We start from the raw sequence: 18,104 nt of genomic DNA, 5'->3' as shown, positions 1-18,104 counted from the left end.
GGTGCAGATTTCCTGTTTGTCATCAGCGTTGCAGATTGGAAGGGCTGGGTACCAGATCCAGCGGTACACCGCCACGCGCCGTGCGTATCTTGACCAATTCCAGTGGTTCCAGGGCATTCTCAGCCTTGCCATCGGTACTGACTGCCAGTGAAAGCGTATTTTCACCGTTTGGATTCAATATGCCCGGTGGCAGGATGAAAAGACGTTGCGGGCCTATATGGGAAATGAAATTTCCCATATTCCAGCCATTGACAAAAATCAGGACGCGATTTCTGCGGTCAGAACGTGGCTGGCTGGTGTCGCCTATGGCAAGGCCCAGTTGCACATCATGGCCTGCCGGCATATCCAGGGTGAAATTGGTACGCAGCCAGTAAGTACCGGCGGCAGGTGGCGCTGCATCCGGGCTGGCTTTTTCCCAGTCGCTGTCATTTGGCTTGGAATCCGGTTTGGTGCTGACCGGCAAATACCAGCCTGCACGTTCACCATACAGGCCACCGTTATTCAAAGGTCCGCGTACCAGGTCAGCAATTTCTTCCCCGCCTTTATTGCCCTGGATTTTCCAGGTAATTGGTGTGGCAAATTTTTCTTGGATGTCATGCGTCAGCGATACACTGATCAAGCCACGCGCCACTTTATGTTCATCATCTGCAGCCAGGTCCCAGTTGTGGGAATTATTTCTGACCATGACGGACAGTACATGTTCGCCTGTGCTTAATGCCACAGCAGGCAGCTTGAAGCTGGCAGTGCCCCAGTTGTCTGGTTTGGGTTTTCCGGTCGGCATTTCATTTTCACCGATGTAGGCACCGTCCAGCCATAGCTGCATGAAACCTGCACCGCCGCCGCCATAGCTGATTTCCAATTGTTCAGGCAGTGGTTTGCCAGCCTGGACCCTGAAGTAACCGCGATACCAGACATCACCATGGTGAAAACCGTAATCACTCATGCTGAGTATAGGTTGGCCGGCAGGCGGTGTGGTCTTGACGGTGGCGGCAGTCGTGGTCAGGTCCGTCCCGCGCCATTTGCTGTCGTCAAAGACTTTGGCAGCCTCGGGCGAATCCATGCGGCGCATCCATGTCTGCTGCATCAGTTTTGGTAAAACAATGTCGGCGGGACCGGCCAGTGGGTCACTCGACAAACTACCATCTGCATTTTTGCCGCTGGCGATAGCGGCTGTATTCCAGGTGATTTGGGTGATGGCTTTCGGTACCCAGATATCCAGTTTGCTGCTTTCTTGAGTGTCACCGCTCAGATGCAAGGTGTTGCCTTGCACGCTGGCTTGGCGCACCAGTGCCGGTGAACGTTCAAGGACAGTGCCTTGAGTGGTTTCCTGACGCCAGAAGTTGCGGCCGGTTTCATCATCTGCCAGCAAAAGCAGCAAATCTGCTTTGCCACCACCACTGATGCGCACGCGTATCAGATCCTTGTGCACATAATTCAAGCGCATATCGCCGGTTTTTTGGTCAAATACGACATTGACCGCACCTTCCAATACCTCAACGATGGGTGCAGATTGATAACGCAGTACGGTTTCACCATCTTCACCCTTGCGGCCATACAACAGGGCGATATCACGTTCATCCTGCTGCAAATGGGTCTGGGTATCTGATGTGGTGTAGACCAGATGTTGGCGTTCCAGGCTGTAGTCTGACAACAGCAGTTTGACATTCTGGTCCTTGATGCGCAAAGTGCCTGCCTGCGGGATCTGGTAGCTGCCATCACGGGTAGTGAGCTTGAAGCTGAACAATTCTTCCGTGGTGGAATCGGTCTTGGCATGGATGGCGAAAATCAGGTGTGCGCCATTGGCTGGACTGATATTGTGATACAGCCTGACAGCAGGATTGGAAGCAGTGATCGCTTCACCTTTATCCATGGCACTCAGCACAGATTTGGCAGCATCGACAAAATGCCCCATCTGCTTCAATGTCAGGGCTTTTTCGCGCAAGCCACGGCCTTCGTCGATTGCTGCGCCATAATCGTAGGATGTATACACGACCTGCGCTGGTAGCCAGCCCCATGATGTACCACCGTACATCATGTAGATGGAATGGATGGAAATGCCATTGATCAAATTTGCACCATAAAACGTGCGTACATAATTCGATCCGGTGCGCTGTGCAGTGCAGTCATAGGTACCCACGCTACCCCAGAAATCAAACCAGCCGCCCCCCATTTCTGCTGCAAAGCCTGGTGTATTCGGCGAGGCGAGGGCGCCAATCTTGACTGGCCCGGTTCCGGTATTGGCAGGGATTTCACCATACATACCCCAGTTTGGCACGACATTCGGCTTGCCAATTTCTTTGGTATTGGTGCAGCCACCACCGGGATAACCGTCAAAGCTGTACAAATCGGTGGGGCCGGGCACAGCATAGGGGGCACTGGAATTGGGTGGTGTCCAGTTAGGCAGACGACCAGCAGAATTGTGGAACAGCGGCACACTGATGCCATCCGCCCTGGCTTTATCTGCCAGATGCTGCATATAACGTTTGTGCGTATCCGAGGTATTTGATAATTCGTTTTCCAACTGATAGGCAATCACGGTGCCACCACCGGTGGTGATTTGATGACGGCCGATAATCGCATCAATCTGGGTCAGCCATTCGTCTGCAGATTGCATGTATTCGGCTGCATCGGTACGGGCAATTGCCTTTTGCCGGGCCAGGTAACCAGGGAAACCGCCGCGTGTCAGTTCTGCATTCACATACGGGCCAGGGCGGGCAATGACGTACATGCCTTCCTGTTCCGCCATTTCTATCGCCAGTTCTACATTGCGTATGCTGGAAAAATCATATTGATTCGGGCGGGATGAGTGATAACCCCAGTCAAAGTAAATGGCCACAGTGTTGAGACCGGTGGCTTTCATTTTTTGTATGACGTCACGCCATAGTGATGGATTGGGCAGACGGAAAGGATGGAATTCACCGGCCCAGATCATTTCCCTTTTGCCGTCTATCATCAGCGAGTATTTATCCCAGGTGATCTTTTTGGCAGGGGCTTTGGCAGCGGTAGCCTGTTCCAGCAGCTTGGTCGGTTCGCTGATGACGGTGAAATGGCGTACCGCACCGGATACTCCACCCAGTTCCTGCTTTGCTGTCCAGGTTTTGAAATTGTCCTTGCTGTCTGAATACCAGTAATGCTTGGTCGTATAGTCATCAAAGTAAATACGCCAGCCGCCATTTTTCAGTTTGACCAGGGCCTGACCTTCAGATGGCTTGCCCCAGCCTGCCCAGTCGCCAGTTTTTTCCACTTTCCATGGACCAGCAAGGGCAGGGGCGGTTGCCATTTCTATGTACTTACTGGTTTCATTTTTAGTGAAGACCACATAGCGCGACCCATCCTTGATGGGGAAGGTATCAATGTAATTATTTTGCAGGCCTGCCATGGCCTGGGCTTGCGAGAAATTGGCATAAGTCTTGTCCAGCGCATGCAGGACATACGCACCAAAAGGCCCCTTGGTGCCCTGTGTTGATACTGACACGACAATGTGGACCGAGCCATCTGTGTCGGTAAACCATTCAGGTGCCCAGACATTGCTGACTTTGGCATTGGTAGTGGCGTCTGGCAGTTGCAAGCGTACGTCACGTACGTGCTGCCAGTGGCGCAAGTCGCTGCTTTTGGCGACGCCAAAGGTATCGCCGGCCCAGCCGGTAGTGTAAATTACATAATAATAGCCATCATCTGCATGCAAAATGGATGGGTCGCGCAGCAGACCCTGTGGTGGTGTATAAGCTTCTGAGGCAAGTGGTGCAAAGCTGGTGCCGTCGTAAGAAGTAAACAGGCTGAGCTTGTTTTGTGAAGTAGAGGGAAAGGCTGACATCAAAAAGCTGGTGTCACCCTTCAACGGGATCACTTTGGGGTTGGCATTTGGTGGAGCAACGGTACTATTGGTCTGTACCTTGTTGGTACTGGTCAGCCCGAAACTGTCCATCAGGGCATCACCGGTGACGGGGGGATTTTGTGGCGGCGCGGTATTTTGTGTCTGTGCATGTACCAGGCTTACGCTGCATGTCAATGCCAGCATAGTCAATCCGGATCGTACTACTGAGTTCATCATTTTCCTTCTGACGCTTGGTCAAACAAAGAATGGGGAGAGTAAGTAGATGTATGCCCACACCGGGCAATCCGCCATATCCATCTGGCGTAGATGCTTGATTGGCCTGGACCTGGTGTGAGATGTCTCTGTTTTTTTCATGGTTGCAGATTCAATATGCAATATGCGGTATGCGACATGCAATCTGAATACGCAGCTTATTATTTTGAGTATCAATTTCGCTGCAAAGCATGTCAACAAAACTGAGCAGGTTTGCATCATGTAATCACGTTTCTGAGCAATGGCAGGATATTTGTATTTTGCTGTCAACCAATTGAATATAAGCAGTTAATTAACTGTTCTTGGGACGATTGGTTTTGCGTGTTCGGGCAAAATGAGTCGTGCTACGCTCAATATTAATCATCAAGTTGAACATTCTGACTGCGTGTCCGCTTGTTTTTTAATGGTAACCTCAGCCGATATTTTGCATGGATAAAAAGAAAAAATGCCATGATAAATCTATTTTTAAAAGATCCGCTGGAGACAATAAGATTGAATAAGCAGACCTCATCGCCATTGCGACGTGACTTTTTGCGCATGTTTGGTACGGGAGCAGTGGCGGCCACATTACCTATGTACGCGTTGCCAGTGATGGCGCAACGGAAAACAGCGTCAAATGCGAATCTTGCAGGCAATTTCAATGTCAGGGCCTACGGCGCTGGCGGAGATGGCAAGAAGACGGATACCGATGCCATCAATCGTGCCATCAGTGCAGCGGCAGCAGCAGGGGGCGGAACAGTGTTTTTCCCTGCGGGCAAATACCTGAGTTTCTCCATCCGTCTGCAAAGCCATGTCAGCTTGTACCTGGATGCTGGTGCCACCCTGATTGCGGCTGATCCGGTAAAGCACGGTGGCAGTTACGATGCGGCAGAACCGAATGAATGGGATGCCTATCAGGATTTTGGCCATAGCCATTGGCATAACAGCCTGATCTGGGGTGAAAACCTGGAGCATGTGTCCATCCTGGGTACCGGCCTTATCTATGGCGCAGGCTTGACTCATTCCGGCCCCGGGCCGCGTCGCGTACCAAAACCGGGCGACATGCCTTCCAGCCTGGGTGACAGTGATCCACATGGCGAACGCGGCAGCGGCAAGCCTTACGGTGCCGATATGGCAGGCAAGGGCAACAAGGCGATTGCCCTGAAAAGCTGCAAAAATGTCATTCTGCGTGATATCAGTATTTTCAATGGCGGTCACTTTGCCTTGCTGGCGACCGGCACCGACAATATGACGATAGATAACCTGAAAGTGGATACGGACAGGGATGGATTCGATATTGATTGTTGTCGCAATGTCCATATTTCCAATTGCAGCATCAACTCTCCGAACGACGATGCGATTTGTCTCAAGAGTTCGTTTGCACTGGGGTACAAGCGTTTTACCGAAAATATTAATATCACTAATTGTCAGGTATCCGGATTTGATCTCGGCACTTTCCTGGACGGCAGCTTCCAGCGCAAGCAGGAATTTGCGCCAGACAGGGAAGGCGTTGCTGGACGCATTAAAATGGGTACCGAGTCGAACGGTGGTTTTCGCAATATAGCAATCTCCAACTGCGTGTTCGAACGTTGCCGTGGCCTGGCTATTGAGAGCGTTGATGGTGCCATCATCGAGGATATTACCGTCAGCAATCTGGTCATGCGTGATTTGACTAATCCACCACTATTCATCCGCCTGGGTAGCCGTTTGCGTGCACCCGAAGGGGCGCTAACCGGTGCCATACGACGCATCAATATCAGCAATATCGTGGTGTCGGGTGCTGATTCACGCTATGCATCCATCATCAGTGGCGTGCCTGGCTACCCGATAGAAGATGTGCGCATCAGCAATGTGCACGTATTGCATCAGGGCGGTGGCGACATCAGTAAGGTACTTGCCAATCCGCCAGAAAATGCTGGCAGTTATCCTGAACCCAGCATGTTTGGCCTTAGCCCGGCGCATGGCTTGTTCGCGCGCCACGTCAAGAATCTGGAGCTGCATCATGTGGATATCGCCTGCAAGCAGGTCGACAGTAGGCCCGCCTTTGTCTTGCATGACGTGAACCGCGCTTATTTTGGTCAGGTGAATTTCCCTCAACTGCCAGGCACACCAGGTTTCAGCCTGCAGGATGTCAAGGAATTTTCCGCAAAAGATTGTAGTGGCCTGGCAGATACCCAGCGCAAACAGGTAGAACGAGAGAGTCTGTAAAGCCCAAGCGCTTGCCGACAGTGGTAAGCAGCAATCATTATCGTATCGATGATGATTGCTGCTTTGTTGTGGCGGGTTGTTCTTATCTTCTTGATTCATTGCATATCATCATGTCCCTTCATCACGTCTCCCGTCGTCAACGCAGGTTTTTGCTGGTTTTATCTCTGGTGGCTGCCGCAGTATCGGCATCGACCGTATCAGCAAGAGTACCGGATCAATATGCATCCGGCGGCAATTCTCACGGCTATGACATGGCACCGGAAACCCGGCAGGAAGTGGTGGAAGCCGCCGTTGCCGCACTACCAGCCAGCAATGTACGGGTATCCGGGCCGTTCCAGGCCAACTGGGATTCACTGAAAAAAAATTACCAGGTTCCCACCTGGTTCAATGAAGCCAAGTTCGGCATTTTCATGCATTGGGGCCTGTATTCTGTTCCAGCGCATCACACTGAGTGGTACGAAAAGCATATGTATGGCGCTGACAGGCAGTGGCATGCCAGCCATTTTGGCGATCAGGAAAAATTCGGCTACAAGGATTTTATCCCCATGTTCAAACAGGAGAAATTTGATCCTGATGCATGGGCAAGCCTGCTCAAAAAATCGGGGGCCAAGTTCGTTGTTCCCAGTGCGCAGCATCATGATAATTTTGCCATGTGGGATAGTGCCGTCACACGTTTCAATGCCAAACAGATGGGGCCAGGACGTGACCTGATTGGTGAATTGGCCAAGTCTGTGCGTGCACAGGGATTGAAGTTCGGGGTTTCCAATCACGGGATAGAAAATTTTCAATTCATCAACCCTCCTGCTGATCTGATAGCCAGGCTGAAAGCGAAAAAAGCTGACCTGTATGATCCTGAATGGGCCGACTTTTATAACGTCGCTGACCGCAGTGATGAAGCATGCAAGAAGTTTCTGGTGGACTGGTACCTGCGCAATGTGGAGCTGATCGACAAATACCAGCCAGACATGTTGTGGTTTGATAATGGCGTTGACCAGCGCTATCTTGACCCGCTCAAATTGCAGATTGCCGCCTATTACTACAATCGCGCCAGTCAGTGGGGCAAGCAAGTATCGCTGAGCACCAAGAAAGCTGCGTATTCGCCAAGTAATCAAAATACCGAGACTGTCGCCTCCATCATTGATTTTGAAAAAATCGGTGAAAGATCACCTTCCGGCATTCGCCCTGGTGCCTGGCAGGTGGATGAACCCATAGGCAGCACCTGGGGCTATGCCGAAGGCATGAAGATCGCCAGCCCGGCCAGTATTATTGCCAAACTGGTTGACACGGTCAGTAAAAACGGTACTTTGCTGTTGAATATTTCCCCCAAGGCAGACGGCACTATTCCTCAAGAACAGCAAGACACCTTGCTTGCCATCGGCGAATGGCTAGAAGTGAATGGAGAAGCGATTTACGGCACGCATAGCTGGACCAGTTTTGGCATGGGTGGCGGCCGCAATGAAGCAGGACCAAGCATCCGCTTCACCGTAAAAGCGGATAACTTGTATGCCATCGTCATCGGGGCAAAACCGGGCGCAGAGCTGCTGATTACCCCATTAAGCACAGCGACAGTGTCTGGTAGAGTCAGCCAGGCCAACCTGCTGGGTAGGGCAGAAAACCTGACATTTGTACATGATAAGGCTGGCTTGAAGCTACAAATACCGCAAAACTTGAAGGCGTTACCCGCCTATACGGTAAAAATCACCGGCCTGAAGATGAATCCAGCTTCCGCAACCCGCTCAGGCAACCCTGACTGGTAACGAAAGCCCATGCAAAGAAAACGCTTTATGTAAACGCTTCATGTTTCCTTGGCATATCCGTGTCCGTCGCTATTCCAAATTCATATACTTTGGTCTAGTTAATTCATATTTCTTATCATGAGTGCCCATCTACACTCATGACTTCACTTGCCAAACCATTGCGTCATGAAAATAACAAAACTGACTACTTACCGTGTTCCTCCAAGGTGGATGTTGCTGAAGATAGAAACCGATGAAGGTATCGTCGGTTGGGGCGAGCCTGTCATTGAAGGGCGGGCCCGTACCGTAGAAACTGCGGTACAGGAATTTGCTCCCTATCTGATAGGGCAAGATCCGGCCCGCATCAATGATCTCTGGCAAGTCATGTATCGTGGCAGTTTTTATCGTGGTGGTGCCATCCTCATGAGCGCCATGGCCGGTATTGACCAGGCTTTGTGGGATATCAAGGGCAAAGCCCTTGGCGTGCCGGTCTATCAGTTGCTGGGCGGCCTGGTGCGTGACCGCATGAAAACCTATAGCTGGGTGGGTGGCGATCGTCCTGCCGATGTCATAGCCGATATTCGCCGTCTGCGCGAAGCAGGCTTTGATACCTTCAAGATGAATGGTACGGAAGAATTCGGCATGATTGACAGTGCCGCAGCAGTTGATGCTGCCGTCGGCCGGATTGCAGAAATTCGTGAAGCGTTTGGTAGCCAGATTGAATTCGGCATTGATTTTCATGGCCGGGTTGCTGCACCCATGGCCAAGGTGTTGTTACGCGCACTGGAGCCATATCGTCCCCTGTTTGTAGAAGAGCCGGTATTGGCCGAACAGGCAGAATATTATCCACGCTTGGCAGAAAGCACCTCGATACCGCTGGCAGCAGGTGAGCGCATGTATTCCCGCTTTGAGTTCAAGCGCGTGTTCGAGCAAGGTGGGATTGCCATTGTGCAGCCTGACCTGTCGCATGCAGGTGGTATTTCTGAATGCCACAAAATCGCTGCAATGGCAGAAGCCTATGACATTGCCCTGGCACCGCATTGCCCGCTGGGGCCGATTGCCCTTGCTGCGTGTCTGCAACTTGATTTTGTAGCCCATAACGCAGTCTTGCAAGAACAAAGCATGGGCATCCATTACAACAAGGATGCAGAATTGCTTGATTACGTCATCAATCGCGAAGATTTGCGGATCACGGATGGCTATATTGCCGCTTTGCCGAAACCCGGCCTTGGCGTGGAAATTGACGAAGAGCGCGTGAAAGAAGCCAGCCTGCGCGCCCCCGACTGGCGTAACCCGCTGTGGCGTCATCCTGACGGCAGCGTTGCGGAATGGTAGGCATGAATATGGAACGCAGCAAGGACATCGCACCCCTGAGTGGCAATGAAGATGTGCGCCTCATAGGTATAGACTGGGGCAGTACAGGGATGCGGGTTTTTTTGATGAGTCAGAATGGAAGGATCATCGGCCATCGTGAAGCGGCATCCGGCATTTCCGTCATTCAGGGCGGGAAAGCCGCTTATATGCGGACCTTGCAGGAACTCGCCGGTGACTGGTTGACCACCTGGCCAGACGCGCCCCTGCTGGCATGCGGCATGGTCGGCAGCAAGCATGGCTGGCAAGAAGTGCCATATGTGAATTGCCCGGCAGACGCACAACATATTGCGCGCAATGCCATTCGTGTTGATACCGGCAGTTTGCTGGCAGCGCCGTCCAGCCTGCACATTTTGCCCGGCCTGCTGTATCGGCCAGAGGCTGGTGCGCCTGATGTCATGCGCGGTGAAGAAACCCAGATAGTTGGTGCTCTGCAAGGGCAGTCAGACTGGGCCAGCCAGTCATGCATAGTCATGCCGGGCACCCATTCCAAATGGGCCAGCATCGTGGATGGGAAGGTGCATGCCTTTGCCACCCATATGACAGGTGAATTGTTTGCCGTACTTAAGCAGCATTCGGTGCTGGGCAGATTGATGCCGGCCGCATCGGATGGTGCTGCAGGCAGGGTTGAAGAAGACGAAGCCTGCTTCATTGCCGGCCTTGAAGCAGCGCGCAAGATGCTGGGGCAGGGACTCGGGCATCAATTGTTCAGTGTACGCACCCTGGGTTTGATGGGCGATATGCCGTCTACGGGCTTGCCTGATTATTTGTCTGGCCTGCTGATTGCCAATGAACTGCTGGCTGGTCTGCATTGGCGCACGACACATGGTCTGGGGCATGCTCCCCTGATACTGATAGGTGACGCTGCCCTGTGCGCTCGTTATGCGCGCGCTTTGTCCTATCTGGGCGTCAAGCCTGATGCTGTGCTGGTGAATACGGCACCTGCCGGATTGTGGCACCTGGCTAGCGTCGCACGTCTGGTGTAATTCAGTCCTGCCTGCATCTACCGCATCCACTTTATCTGGAAAACAGTGCATGAAGACTTCCCTCATCAGTTTTGATCAGGCATTTACTGCTTTACCTCTGGTTGCCATCCTGCGCGGCATACGCCCAGAAGAAGTGCAAGCCATTGCCATGGGTTTGTATGAAACCGGCTTTCGCATCATAGAAGTACCACTGAATTCGCCTTCTGCGCTTGAATCGATTAGCCTACTCAGCCGCAGCCTGCCTGAAGATGCATTGTGTGGTGCTGGAACGGTATTGAGTGCCGATGCAGTAAGACAGGTGCATGAAGCTGGTGGTCGTTTGATCGTCATGCCGCATGCAGATACGCAAGTCATCAGCGAAGCCAAGGCGCAGGGCCTGTATTGCGTACCTGGCGTATGCACACTGACAGAAGCATTTGCTGCCTTGCACGCCGGTGCCGATGCCGTCAAACTTTTCCCGGCTGAATTGATCACTCCACCTATCGTGAGCGCCATGCGGGCGGTATTGCCGGCGACTCTGCGCTTGTTGCCAGTAGGCGGCATTACCCCGGACAACATGCAAGCCTATCTGCAAGCGGGTGTTAGCGGTTTTGGCCTGGGTTCTGCCCTGTACAAGCCAGGTATGGATAGTATGGCAGTGCAGCAGCAGGCACGCAGGTTTGTTGCAGCGATCAGGACGCAGTCACAAGGCAGTACATCCGCGTAAGCAAGGAGTTGATTATTTGAGAATATCTATTCCTATTTGATATAGATAATTCTTAAAATTGTATTTGTTCGGAATAGCTGCGCTTGTTATCTTATTGTTTAAGTGATAGTGCAGTTTGTAGCTACAGGTCTGGCCTTGCCAGACATGGATGATGGATATTAATTGCCCCTGTATTCCATGGGGTCTGTTTGCAGGAAGTCTATGTTAGTCAATCCGCTTTTTCAAACCGAGTCATCGGCCAGCAACAAGGCCAGCCTGCAACAAGCAGTGACTCATCATGCGACTCTGGGTGAAGGCCTTGGTTGGCATGGTGCGACAGAAAGCTGGTGGTGGACCGATATCGAAGCTGCAACTTTGCAAGCCTGGTCACCTGGTAAGCCCGTGGTAACCTATAAATTACCAGACCGGCTAGGCTCATTTGCACATTGCCAGTCAGGACGCATCTTGCTTGGTTTGGCCAAGCGATTGTGCTTTACCAGCCTGCCAAAAAATTCAGTAACTGGTATGGCAGCGGCATCAGTCAGTCCTGCGAGTGCCAGTACCACCAGTACCTCCAGCGCCACTGCAGCAGTGCAGTTGCCGGTGCAGTCGCTGGTGGCAGTTGACCCTGCAGAAACACGTACACGTGTGAATGATGGCCGTACCGACAGGCGTGGTTACTTTGTGTTCGGCACCATGAATGAGGCGGCGGAAAAGCGTCCCATCGCCAGCTTTTACCAGTTTTCCATGCAATATGGCTTACGTCGCCTGGCTTTGCCTGCTGTGGCAATTGCCAACAGTATCTGCTTCAGTCTGGATGGTAAAACCATGTACTTTACCGATACCCTGACGCGCCGTATCCAGCAATGTGATTATGATGCTGAATCGGCAAAGGTAGATAATATCCGTCTGTTCGCCATACCAGACGACGACAAAGCCTATCCGGATGGTTCTGTCATAGACCAGCAGGGCTGTCTGTGGAATGCCGAGTGGGGCGCAGGCAGTGTTACGCAGTACGCGCCGGATGGGCGTCGTTTGCAAAGACTGTCCGTCGCCACCAAGAACCCTACTTGCCCGGCGTTTGGCGGCATCAATGGTGACCAGTTGATGGTTTCCAGCGCCCGCCAGGAAATGAGTGCCGAAGAGCTGTTGCGTATGCCCGGTGCAGGCAGCCTGTTTCTGCTGCAGATGGACGAATCGCTGGCTGTTCCTGATACCTTATTTGATGACAATCATACTGGCGCAGTATTGCAACCAGTCCCTAAAACAATAAAGAGACAATGATGATGAAAAACGCAATGAAGAAAGTCTGCTCGCAACTGATAAGTGCGACCCTGACTGCTGGTTTCCTTGGCCTGGCTGCGGTTTCGGTCGCGCAGGCGGCTGATCCGGTAAAAATAGGTTTCCTGGTCAAGCAGGCGGAAGAACCGTGGTTCCAGGATGAATGGCGTTATGCAGAACAGGCAGCCAAGGAAAAAGGTTTTACCCTGGTTAAGATAGGTGTCGCCAATGGCGAAAAAATGATGGCTGCCATTGATAATCTGGCTGCACAAAAAGCCCAGGGCTTTGTGATATGTGCGCCAGATGTCAAGCTGGGCATCGCGGTGGAACGCGCTGCCAAACGGAATAACCTTAAAGTGATGTCGGTAGATGATCAGCTTGTCGATGGCGGCGGCAAACCGATCGCGTCGATTCCACACATGGGTATTTCTGCCTATGAAATTGGCAAGCAGGTTGGCCAGGGCCTGATCGAAGAAATGAAATCACGTGGCTGGAATATGAAGGACGTTGGTGCCATGCGCATGGCCTTTGATCAACTGCCGACCGCGCGTGAGCGTACTCAGGGTGCAGTGGATGCATTGAAAACAGCAGGGTTCCCGGTCGCGAATATTGTCGATGCAGCACAGGCAAAAACCGATACAGAAAGCGCCTTCAATGCTGCCAATATCGCCCTGACCAAGCAAACCAAATTCAAGCACTGGGTCGTGTTTGGCATGAATGATGAAGCCGTGCTGGGGACCGTAAGGGCAGCCGAGGGCAGGGGCCTGCGTAGTGATGCGGTGATAGGCATAGGCATAGGCGGCAGCAAAACCGCCTTGAATGAATTTGCCAAACCTAGCCCGACAGGATTTTACGGCACGGTATTGATCAGCCCCAAGCGTCATGGTTATGAAACCTCGGTCAATATGTACAAATGGATCGCTGAAAACAAGGCACCAGCACCATTGACATTGACTACCGGTGTATTGATGACTCGCCGCAATCAGGCTGATGTCCGCGCCGAATTCGGACTTTAGGATATCACCTGCCATGTTGTCATCTCAGGTTACATCTCTTCAGTTTGAAGAGGTCTGCAAATTTTTTCCGGGTGTGAAAGCACTCAATGGTGTCAGTTTTGAAGCGCATGCCGGTACTGTTCACGGTTTGCTTGGTGAAAATGGTGCCGGTAAATCCACGCTATTGAAAATACTGGGTGGACAATACAAACCGGATGGCGGACGCCTTTTGCTGAATGGCCATGTTTGCCATTTCACGTCAGCTGGCGATGCCATTGCGGCAGGGATTGCCGTCATCCATCAGGAATTGCAATATGTTCCTGAGTTGACCGTGGCAGAAAACCTGTTATTGGGTCGTCTGCCTCAAAAGCTGGGCTTTGTGAACCGGAGCGAAGCGCGCCGTATGGTCAGCCAGCGTTTGCAACAAATGGGCGTGGATTTGAACCCGGATGCCAGATTGTGCGATTTGTCGATTGCCCAGCGCCAGATGGCGGAAATATGCAAGGCCTTGCTGCAGGATGCACAAGTCATCGCTTTTGATGAACCAACCAGCAGCCTGTCTTACCGTGAAAGCGAAATTCTGTTCCGCCTGATACGTGACCTGCGTGCGGCCGGGCGTACCATTATCTATATATCGCACAGGCTGGAAGAGTTGTATGCATTGTGTGATGCCTGCACGATTTTCCGCGATGGCCGCAAGATTGTCACCCATCCCGTCATGGCTGATGTTCCGCGTGATGTGCTGATCAACGACATGGTAGGACGAGAACTCAGCGATATCTATGATTACCGCCCACGCACCATTCAGTCTGAAAGACTGGTGGTCAGGCAATTGCAGGGCGAAGCACTTCCCACCGGCCAGGATTTCAGCGTGCGCGGTGGCGAGGTAGTGGGATTTTTTGGCCTGGTTGGTGCTGGCCGCAGTGAGTTGATGCGCCTGTTGTATGGCGTTGACAAACGCGGCGGTGGCTCCAGCGTGGTACTGGACGGTGCTGCAGTTTCTGATCGCGGCCCCGCTGCTGCAATTGAAGCAGGTATCGTGCTGTGTCCCGAAGATCGCAAAGAGCAGGGCATCCTGGCGCAGGCGTCGGTGGCCGAGAATATCAATATCAGTTGCCGTCGCCATGACTTATTAGGTGGTTTGTTTTTAAGACATAAACGAGAAGCAGAACTGGCTGATCGCTTTATTCAAAGATTGAAAATCAAGACCCCGAATCGTGAGCAGGAAATCCGCTTGCTGTCTGGCGGCAATCAGCAAAAAGTCATTCTGGCACGCTGGCTGGCAGAGCCGGGTATGAAAGTATTGATACTGGATGAACCCACACGTGGCATCGATGTCGGTGCGAAAAACGAAATCTATCGCATCATTCACGAAGTCGCAGAGCGCGGCTGCTGTGTCATCGTCGTATCCAGCGAATTGCCTGAAGTATTGGGTATCTGCGATCGCATCATCGTCATGCGCGAAGGGCAGATCAGCGGCCAGCTTGAACGTGCCCAGGCAAATGAAACAGCAGTGCTTGGTCTGGCTTTGCCGGATATGCAAACCACATAATTTTTACAGGAATCTTCCATGTCTTCCCTCAGTTCTGCACAGGCAGATGATGCATCGGCAGTTCAGCAGCCAACACTCAAGCAAAGTACAGGTATGAAAACTACTCAACACTGGTTACAAGAACAGAGCATGCCTCTGGCGTATGCCTTACTCTTCGTGGTGTTGTCATTCACGGTAGAGAACTTTTTCTCGACGACCAATATTGTTGGACTGATGCTCTCGGTTGCGCAAATCGGCATGGTCGCCTGCACCATGATGATGTGCTTGGCGTCGCGTGACTTTGATTTGTCGGTTGGATCCACCATTGCATTTTCTGGTGTACTGGGCGCGATTATCCTGGAACGTACTCAAAGCATCACGCTGGCAGTCGGTGGCGGTTTGCTGGCCGGTGCCCTGATTGGTGCCGGGAATGGTGTGCTGATCGCTTATTTGCGCGTGAACGCCCTGATTGCGACACTGGCCACCATGCTGATGGTACGCGGTCTTGCTTTTATCGTGTCCAAAGGGCAGGCGGTAGGTATTTCAAATGAGACCTTCATCAGTTTTGGTGACGGACGCCTGTTCGGCTTACCTTACCCTGTGCTGGTGGTGGCAGCATGTTTTCTGGTATTTGGTGTGTTACTGAATCACACGGTTTTTGGTCGCAATACGCTGGCGATAGGCGGTAATCCGGATGCTGCGCGTCTGGCAGGCATCAAGGTAGAACGTTTGCGCATATGGATATTTCTTTTGCAGGGCCTGATCACTGCATTGGCCGGCTTGATCCTGGCTTCGCGCATCACCAGCGGTCAACCGAATTCTGCACAGGGCTTTGAACTGGATGTCATCTCTGCCTGCGTACTTGGTGGCGTATCCCTGCAAGGTGGCAAGGCCAGGATATCCGGCGTACTGGTTGGTGTATTGATCATGGGTACGGTGGAAAATGTCATGAACTTGCTGGACGTTGACGCCTTTTATCAATACCTGATGCGAGGCTTTATCTTGCTGGCTGCCGTCTTGCTGGATCAGTTGAAAAGCCACGCAACACGCAAATCATGATTGACCATTCTTCACAAACGCAAGCTTCCGCATCAGGCAGGTTGCAGGGTAAAGTCGCCATAGTGACGGGGTCTACCCTAGGTATAGGCGCGGCGATTGCCCGTCTGTTTGTACAGCAAGGTGCGCGCGTGGTTCTGAATAGTCATAAACATGACGAAGCGGCGGCGCGTATCATTACAGAACTCGGAACCGACAACAGCATGTTCATCCAGGGTGATGTTTCCGACGCCGCAGCAATGCGATCCGTGGTGGAACAGACCCTCGCAAGATTCGGGAAAGTGGATGTGCTGGTCAATAATGCCGGCATGAATGTGTTTGCCGACCCTCTTGAAATGAGCGATGAAGAGTGGCAGCGTTGTTTTTCTGTTGATCTTGAAGGTGCCTGGAATACTACCCGCGCCGTCTTGCCAGCCATGTTGGAACAGGGTGCTGGCAGCATCATCAATATCGCATCGGTACATGGTCATAAAATCATACCTGGCTGCTTCCCTTATCCTGTGGCCAAGCATGCGTTGATAGGGTTGACACGCTCACTGGGCATAGAGTACGCCGCACGCGGCATACGTGTGAATTCGATTTCACCCGGTCTTATTCTGACTGAGGCCATACAATCCTGGTTTGCCAGTTGCCCTGATCCCGTGGCGGAACAACAACGGCAGGCTGACATTTTGCCTTGTTGCCGTATAGGTGAGCCGCAAGAAGTCGCCTATACTGCAGTATTCCTCGCCAGTGATGAAGCACGTTTTATTAATGCGACCGACATCTTGATTGATGGAGGGCGATCACAGCTATACCATGATTAACCTCTGACCACTATTCCACATTGCTGATGCCATGAGCAACTCCAGCCCCGACCGTTTTGTCCGCACACATTTAAAAACACGACACCTGGTGTTGCTGGTCGAACTGGGCCGGCATGGCTCTATTTTTCATGCTGCTGAAGCAGCGCATCTGACGCAACCGGCAGCATCTAAATTACTGACCGAGCTTGAATATGCACTCGGTGTGCAATTGTTTGAACGTTTGCCACGTGGTATAGCACCCACCTGGTACGGCGAGATCATGATACGGCGTGCCGGTGCTGCACTGGCAGAAATGGACGCAGCCCATCAGGAAGTGATGGAGCTGTTATCGGGTTTAAGTGGCTGCGTGTCCATCGGTGCCGTGATGACGCCATCCACCAACCTGATTCCCCAGGCGGTCACCTTGCTTAAATCACGCCATGCGCGTTTGCATGTCGCGATACAGGTCGATACCAGCAAGATACTGATACAGCGTTTGCGTGCCGGTGAACTGGACATGGTCATAGGGCGGATACTGGATACGGAATCCGCCGCAGAATTGAACTTCGAACCTCTGACAGATGAGCCACATAGCCTGATCGCACGCAGCAAGCATCCACTGGCCCAACGTCCGCAACTGACACTGGAAGATCTCGCACACGAAGCCTGGATACTGCCTCCAGGAGGCAGCATTTTGCGCGATCGTCTGACGGCTTTATTTTTATCACATGGGCTTGATCAACCGACGGAAACTGTTGAGACCCTGTCACTGCCGGTGATCACCAGTCTGCTGCTGGCCAGTGACATGATCGTTGCTTTGCCAGAAGACCTGATCATGACCTATATTGATTCAAATTTGCTCACTGTACTTCCATATGATCTTGGATTGCGCATGGATGCCTATGGAATTGTCACCAGAAAGCAACACCGTCTCTCACCAGGTGCGCAAGCCATGCTCGACACCTTGCGTGAGTTGGCACTGCAACGCTCGAATAAATAATCACCCTCAAATTTTCACAAAGCGCACAACATGCTTTTTAAAAGCATGCCATGCGGAAACTAAGCTGGGTATGGTTTTGCGGGCGGTGTGATGCAAAAAACAATGGCTTTATCTTCGTTTAATCGTCTTTTTTTCGTTTTCAATATTGCATGTTGCGACGCATAAAAATGCAATAAAACGCAATGATCACATTTAGTCATTTTCATATTCTTCCGTCTGAAACGATCAAATTTCTGCTTCAAAACCAATCACTTTGTTGATTCTTTTTTTTGGGATTCGTAATTGCAATTCATCATCACTTAGAATCAATTTTGTTGAATGTGCTTGTTTTAATGACAGACCAAATCGATGGTCGGAACACAGCCAATAACACAGCCAATATATGGGCAACAACCGGAGGAGAT

At 51.8% G+C, this 18,104-nt stretch carries 12 protein-coding genes; 11 read left to right on the top strand and 1 reads right to left on the bottom strand.

The genetic code is table 11. From position 1 onward, the window contains the following. Window positions 1-22 precede the first annotated feature (22 nt). Window positions 23-4,018: a beta-galactosidase gene (locus ACO0LM_RS01830; RefSeq protein WP_423033760.1), complete on the bottom strand. Its 3,996-nt coding sequence runs from the start codon at window positions 4,016-4,018 to the stop codon at window positions 23-25. Between the two features lie 561 nt (window positions 4,019-4,579). On the opposite strand from ACO0LM_RS01830, the gene ACO0LM_RS01825 reads away from it, so the two are divergent. The 11 genes from ACO0LM_RS01825 to ACO0LM_RS01775 all read left to right on the top strand — a co-directional run bounded on the left by ACO0LM_RS01825 (window position 4,580) and on the right by ACO0LM_RS01775 (window position 17,700). Next, the gene (locus tag ACO0LM_RS01825) at window positions 4,580-6,274 is read left to right on the top strand and encodes a rhamnogalacturonidase (RefSeq protein ID WP_423033758.1); all 1,695 of its coding nucleotides are present in this window, start codon (window positions 4,580-4,582) and stop codon (window positions 6,272-6,274) included. Window positions 6,275-6,384: 110 nt separating this feature from the next. Continuing rightward, window positions 6,385-8,031, top strand: a complete 1,647-nt coding sequence (locus ACO0LM_RS01820; protein WP_423033756.1) for an alpha-L-fucosidase — start codon at window positions 6,385-6,387, stop codon at window positions 8,029-8,031. Window positions 8,032-8,196: 165 nt separating this feature from the next. Further along, on the top strand, window positions 8,197-9,345 hold the full coding sequence (dgoD, locus tag ACO0LM_RS01815) for a galactonate dehydratase (RefSeq protein ID WP_423033754.1): 1,149 nt from the start codon (window positions 8,197-8,199) through the stop codon (window positions 9,343-9,345). Window positions 9,346-9,347: 2 nt separating this feature from the next. Further along, window positions 9,348-10,367: a 2-dehydro-3-deoxygalactonokinase gene (locus ACO0LM_RS01810; RefSeq protein WP_423033752.1), complete on the top strand. Its 1,020-nt coding sequence runs from the start codon at window positions 9,348-9,350 to the stop codon at window positions 10,365-10,367. Between the two features lie 49 nt (window positions 10,368-10,416). Then, window positions 10,417-11,073, top strand: a complete 657-nt coding sequence (locus ACO0LM_RS01805) for a 2-dehydro-3-deoxy-6-phosphogalactonate aldolase (protein ID WP_423033750.1) — start codon at window positions 10,417-10,419, stop codon at window positions 11,071-11,073. A 201-nt stretch (window positions 11,074-11,274) separates the two neighbouring features. Next, the gene (locus ACO0LM_RS01800; RefSeq protein WP_423033748.1) at window positions 11,275-12,336 is read left to right on the top strand and encodes an SMP-30/gluconolactonase/LRE family protein; all 1,062 of its coding nucleotides are present in this window, start codon (window positions 11,275-11,277) and stop codon (window positions 12,334-12,336) included. A gap of 2 nt (window positions 12,337-12,338) precedes the next feature. Continuing rightward, window positions 12,339-13,349 carry an arabinose ABC transporter substrate-binding protein gene (locus ACO0LM_RS01795; protein WP_423033994.1) on the top strand — a complete coding sequence of 337 codons (1,011 nt, stop codon included), beginning with the start codon at window positions 12,339-12,341 and terminating at the stop codon, window positions 13,347-13,349. A 13-nt stretch (window positions 13,350-13,362) separates the two neighbouring features. Continuing rightward, window positions 13,363-14,880, top strand: a complete 1,518-nt coding sequence (araG, locus tag ACO0LM_RS01790) for an L-arabinose ABC transporter ATP-binding protein AraG (RefSeq protein WP_423033746.1) — start codon at window positions 13,363-13,365, stop codon at window positions 14,878-14,880. A gap of 18 nt (window positions 14,881-14,898) precedes the next feature. Beyond that, complete coding sequence (araH, locus tag ACO0LM_RS01785; RefSeq protein ID WP_423033744.1) at window positions 14,899-15,918, top strand: L-arabinose ABC transporter permease AraH; 1,020 nt, start codon at window positions 14,899-14,901, stop codon at window positions 15,916-15,918. After that, on the top strand, window positions 15,915-16,721 hold the full coding sequence (locus tag ACO0LM_RS01780) for an SDR family oxidoreductase (RefSeq protein WP_423033742.1): 807 nt from the start codon (window positions 15,915-15,917) through the stop codon (window positions 16,719-16,721). The genes araH and ACO0LM_RS01780 overlap by 4 nt, the downstream gene beginning before the upstream one ends. 31 nt (window positions 16,722-16,752) lie before the next feature. Beyond that, complete coding sequence (locus ACO0LM_RS01775; RefSeq protein WP_423033740.1) at window positions 16,753-17,700, top strand: LysR substrate-binding domain-containing protein; 948 nt, start codon at window positions 16,753-16,755, stop codon at window positions 17,698-17,700. Window positions 17,701-18,104: the final 404 nt, after the last annotated feature.

The organism is Undibacterium sp. Di26W, from assembly GCF_049340265.1.
Taxonomy (GTDB): domain Bacteria; phylum Pseudomonadota; class Gammaproteobacteria; order Burkholderiales; family Burkholderiaceae_D; genus Undibacterium.
Note: the sequence above shows the minus strand (reverse complement) of the source record. Positions and strands in the feature narration are given on the sequence as shown.

Bases quoted from the DNA above. Each gene is read 5' to 3' on its own strand.
- ACO0LM_RS01830 (WP_423033760.1), bottom strand. From the start codon at position 4,018: ATGCTGGCATTGACATGCAGCGTAAGCCTGGTACATGCACAGACACAA.
- ACO0LM_RS01810 (WP_423033752.1), top strand. From the start codon at position 9,348: ATGAATATGGAACGCAGCAAGGACATCGCACCCCTGAGTGGCAATGAA.
- ACO0LM_RS01820 (WP_423033756.1), top strand. From the start codon at position 6,385: ATGTCCCTTCATCACGTCTCCCGTCGTCAACGCAGGTTTTTGCTGGTT.
- ACO0LM_RS01795 (WP_423033994.1), top strand. From the start codon at position 12,339: ATGAAAAACGCAATGAAGAAAGTCTGCTCGCAACTGATAAGTGCGACC.
- ACO0LM_RS01800 (WP_423033748.1), top strand. From the start codon at position 11,275: ATGTTAGTCAATCCGCTTTTTCAAACCGAGTCATCGGCCAGCAACAAG.
- araG (WP_423033746.1), top strand. From the start codon at position 13,363: ATGTTGTCATCTCAGGTTACATCTCTTCAGTTTGAAGAGGTCTGCAAA.
- araH (WP_423033744.1), top strand. From the start codon at position 14,899: ATGTCTTCCCTCAGTTCTGCACAGGCAGATGATGCATCGGCAGTTCAG.
- ACO0LM_RS01805 (WP_423033750.1), top strand. From the start codon at position 10,417: ATGAAGACTTCCCTCATCAGTTTTGATCAGGCATTTACTGCTTTACCT.
- dgoD (WP_423033754.1), top strand. From the start codon at position 8,197: ATGAAAATAACAAAACTGACTACTTACCGTGTTCCTCCAAGGTGGATG.
- ACO0LM_RS01780 (WP_423033742.1), top strand. From the start codon at position 15,915: ATGATTGACCATTCTTCACAAACGCAAGCTTCCGCATCAGGCAGGTTG.
- ACO0LM_RS01775 (WP_423033740.1), top strand. From the start codon at position 16,753: ATGAGCAACTCCAGCCCCGACCGTTTTGTCCGCACACATTTAAAAACA.